Source organism: Methanophagales archaeon, assembly GCA_021159465.1.
Taxonomy (GTDB): Archaea; Halobacteriota; Syntropharchaeia; order Alkanophagales; family Methanospirareceae; genus G60ANME1.
Window position 1 is genome coordinate 1 of the sequence record JAGGRR010000223.1, and the last position, 3,199, is coordinate 3,199.

The following is a 3,199-nucleotide window of genomic DNA, read 5'->3' on the forward strand; positions in this document are numbered from 1 at the left end:
GGAGGTGTCTCCCTTAGGATTTTTTATAATTTTAACCGATCTTGAAACACGACTCATAAGTTAATGAATGGGGAGATAGGGATAAAGGATGTACAAATATGCGATTGAGAAAGGAAAAATGGATAATAGTAGCATTTGATATGGCGAATGCGGAATTTGCACTGAATTTAGCCTGGAAGTTAAGAGGTGCGGAAGGTAATTTCGCCATTAAAGTGGGAAGATCACTGGAAATGCAAACCGGGATTGAGATTTTAGCGGAAATAAAATACGCGAGTGGATTGCCTGTGATATACAATGATAAAATCGCGTATATACCTTATATAAGCCAAAAGATCGCTGAGTATGCGTATGAATACGGGTGCAGATGCTGTGATAGTGCAAGGGTTTGTGGGTTCTGAAACGGCGAACCCGAAAGAGGCAGCGGAGAGGACCCATAATGAGGTGATGGCAAGATGCCGGTGAAAAACTACAAGGAGGATTTCCTTATGCATCTGGTAAAAACAGGTGCAATAAGGTTCGGCTCGTTCAAGTTGAAGAGTGGTCGCATATCGCCTTATTTTGTAAATATCGCAGATGCGATGCGAACAGGTATGGATGCACTTAAAGTTGCAGATGCGTATGTTGTTAAAATCATGGAACTTGACACTGAGTTTAGTTATATTCATGGTGCCGCATACAAGGGAATTCCGCTTGCAGCTCTCGTAGCTGTGAGGCTTTCGGAACGGGGAATAGATAAGCGATGGGGCTATGACCGTAAAGAAGAGAAGAGACATGGAGATAAAGGGGCAATTGTGGGCGACCTCAGAGATGGTGATACCGTTTTAATCGTGGATGATGTCATCACCACAGGGGCAACGAAGGTGGAGTCATGGACGAAACTGGCAACAATGCGGAAAGTGAAGCCTGCTGGTATTTTGGTGGCGGTAGACCGTGAAGAGTTGAGCGATGCCGATAAGAAAATGCTTGAAGAGGTGTCCCTGAGGATGTATTCGATACTCAGAATAACAGAGATATTTGAGTTCCTGCATAACAGGACGATTGAAGGTGAAGTATATGTGGATGATAAGATGAAGCATAATTTTGAGGAGTACTTCCAGAGATATGGCACACTTTGTTAAAATCTCAGATGATGTCCTGATAAATAATCTGTATAGAATATTGTGCAATGAGTTTGAGGAATTCCGAGATATTTTTGTGAAAATAGGTGTTGCATCTAAAATAGAGAAGGGGGAAATACCAGGAACATGCATTAGAGGTTACAGGATTCCGGAGGGATAATATAGTACATCAATTTCGCGTGTTCATGCTGGGTTGTTATATCTTGTATGAGGATAAAGATATTTGGGTAGCCCGTTTTCGCACAGACTTAAACAGGGTATTTAAAGAGGAGTATTTGTATAGCTATCCTTTACTTTTAAAACTTTCTATGCGATATTCTTGCAATAACGGTTAGGGTGGCAATCCACCAGCGAGATTTAGAGTGGAAACATAGGTACTTAAATATGTGTGCCGCATTGTCTTTTTGATGGCGAAAAGTCGGCGCGTAGTGATGTCAATATTGGCAATCGAGTATCAAAGTTTGATACTCCGGGTAAAAAGAGCTGGAGGAGACAGTAGCCGAGCTGAAGAGAGATAACGATGAGAAAGCAAAGATAATTGCAGAACAGGCAAAGCAAATAGAAGAGCTAAAAGCGAAACTCGCCAGATACGAGAATCCACATACTCCTCCTTCCGCAGAAAGATACAATAAGGAATCAAAATCCAGGAACTCGCAAAAGAGGCATGGTGCTCCAAATGGGCATAGAGGTGCAACCAGGCCAACACCTGAGCCCGACAGGGTGGTTGAGGTCACTGCCGACCAATGTAACCACTGTGGCAGTACCAATTTAGAGGAGCGTAGCGTTGAAAAGCAGGTAATCGAAGGGATCCCTTCGCCTCCTAAGATTGTGGTCATTCAGTTCAATCGTCACAAGTATAAATGCTAGGACTGCGGTCATGAGTTCACCGCAAAGGACGCGGAATGCCCTCAAAAGGGTAGATTCGGCGTGAATCTGCTTGTTTATCTGATAATGTTGAAATTTAGTCTCTGCGGTGTTCTTCTTCTTTGCAGAATCAAGGATTTTGCTTTCCATCTCAATACTTTTGAGATCACACCAAAGGGCATTCAGGATGCTATCCTCCGTGTAGGAGCAGCCTGCAAGACTGCCTATTCCCTGAATAGCGACAAAGTCAGAAATGCGGAGTGGAATTATATGGACGAGACGGGGATACTGGTTCTTGTAAAAATTACTGGCTCTGGACTTTCAGGACGCCTGATGACGAAGTGGTGGTAGCGATCGGACCTTCAAGGGCCGGGGACGTTTTGCGTGAGATTTTCGGCTTGGACATCAATGGTGCGGGTGTTGTCGATGGCTGGCGTGCCTACAATATCATCCCAGTCGTACAGCGATGCTGGGCGCACCAGATAAGGGAAGTAGACGCGTTCGTTGAACAACCAGGGGTAAGGAGCTGTCAGAAGCCATTCATAAAAAATTCAAGGCGCTAAAAGAGTTCCTCGGTAAAGACCTATCGCCATCCATGGAATAGCGGAAACGGCAGAAAGAAGTCTGGGATAGGGAAACGACTGATAGCAAAGCATTTTGATCAAACTTTCTTAAAGTTTGAATCAGGAATGGTCTTGGAAACTGGTATACGTGCATGCTTTATCTATGTATGGAGCCAACAAACAATCTCAGCGAACAGGTTATCAGGGAGCATGTGCTCATGCGGAAGATCATGGGTACTTTTAGATTGGAGATCGGTGCTCAATATTACCAATACATCGCTTCCGTCTTCGCCACGCGGCGGTTACAGGAAAAAGGTGTCTACGATGAACTCAAAAAAATTGCTCGTCAATGAACTTTGTTTGAAGTGAGCTATACAAATACAAATGCGACAATTATACCCTTTTCCTTCTTCAATCGCATACTAACTAAAACTAAGAACTAAGAGTGATTAAAAGACAACTCTGCCGGAAATATAGAGGTGTGCGCGATAGCGTACTGAAACAGCCGAACTTTGCATCCATCGGTGCATATCAAGTTTCAGCCCCATGCATTCGAGCACCTCGATTAACAATCCCAACCTAAGTATTTTAGCCTCTGCCGCCCTTTCCGCCCTATCCTGACGGATTTAGGGCTATTGGCAATCGCACTTCTCC

The 3,199-nt window shown here is 44.0% G+C and carries 3 protein-coding genes and 1 pseudogene; all 4 read left to right on the forward strand.

Going from position 1 to position 3,199, the window contains the following annotated elements; all coding sequences use genetic code 11:
- Positions 1-98: 98 nt before the first annotated feature.
- Positions 99-398 (forward strand): hypothetical protein, encoded by a 300-nt coding sequence (locus tag J7J01_09615; protein ID MCD6211120.1) that lies wholly within the window; start codon positions 99-101, stop codon positions 396-398.
- A 54-nt stretch (positions 399-452) separates the two neighbouring features.
- Positions 453-1,118, forward strand: coding sequence for an orotate phosphoribosyltransferase (gene pyrE, locus J7J01_09620; GenBank protein MCD6211121.1), 666 nt, complete (start codon positions 453-455; stop codon positions 1,116-1,118).
- Entirely contained in the window at positions 1,102-1,278 is a 177-nt protein-coding gene (locus tag J7J01_09625) for a hypothetical protein (protein MCD6211122.1), read from the forward strand. Before pyrE ends, J7J01_09625 begins: the two co-directional genes overlap by 17 nt.
- Positions 1,279-1,549: 271 nt before the next feature.
- Positions 1,550-2,914: pseudogene (locus J7J01_09630) on the forward strand (IS66 family transposase).
- Positions 2,915-3,199 lie beyond the last annotated feature (285 nt).

Excerpts from the sequence above, each read along its gene's own strand:
- J7J01_09615 (MCD6211120.1), top strand. The coding sequence starts at position 99 with ATGCGATTGAGAAAGGAAAAATGGATAATAGTAGCATTTGATATGGCG.
- J7J01_09625 (MCD6211122.1), top strand. The coding sequence starts at position 1,102 with ATGGCACACTTTGTTAAAATCTCAGATGATGTCCTGATAAATAATCTG.
- pyrE (MCD6211121.1), top strand. The coding sequence starts at position 453 with ATGCCGGTGAAAAACTACAAGGAGGATTTCCTTATGCATCTGGTAAAA.